Consider the following 488-nt stretch of genomic DNA (forward strand, 5'->3'; position numbering starts at 1 on the left):
GTGCTCGACGCGCCGGGCGGCGCGGCGGGCGAGCGCCGGCACAACGTGCTGATGTTCGAGATCAAGGGCACGCTGTGGTCGATTCCGCATCCGGTCGAGTTCGTGCTGCGCTCGGACCTCGATCTGGAGACGGGCGCGATGGCGCTGCACCCGGCGGCGGGAGGCTGACGCGATGGATACGCGCCTGCTCGACTACTACAACCGCGAGCTCGCGTATCTGCGCGAGTTGGGCGGCGAGTTCGCGCAGCAGTTTCCGAAAGTGGCCGCGCGCCTGCGGATGCACGAATCGGGGCCGCCCGATCCGTACGTCGAGCGGCTGCTCGAAGGCTTCAGCTTTCTCACCGCGCGCGTGCAACTGAAGATGGACGCGGAGTTTCCGCGCTTCACGCAGGCGCTGCTCGACGCGGTGTATCCGGGTTACGTCGCGCCGCTTCCGTCGATGGCGATCGTGCAGTTCACGCCGATGATGAACGAAGGCAGCCTCGCGC

At 67.6% G+C, this 488-nt stretch carries 1 protein-coding gene; it reads left to right on the forward strand.

The features are described from left to right. Positions 1–172: 172 nt before the first annotated feature. Positions 173–488 (forward strand): type VI secretion system baseplate subunit TssF (locus J5M56_RS24700; RefSeq protein ID WP_207938024.1); only part of this gene is annotated, 316 nt, incomplete at its 3' end.

This window comes from Pseudomonas sp. 51_B, assembly GCF_017491595.1.
In the GTDB taxonomy this organism is placed as follows: Bacteria; Pseudomonadota; Gammaproteobacteria; order Pseudomonadales; family Pseudomonadaceae; genus Aquipseudomonas; species Aquipseudomonas promysalinigenes.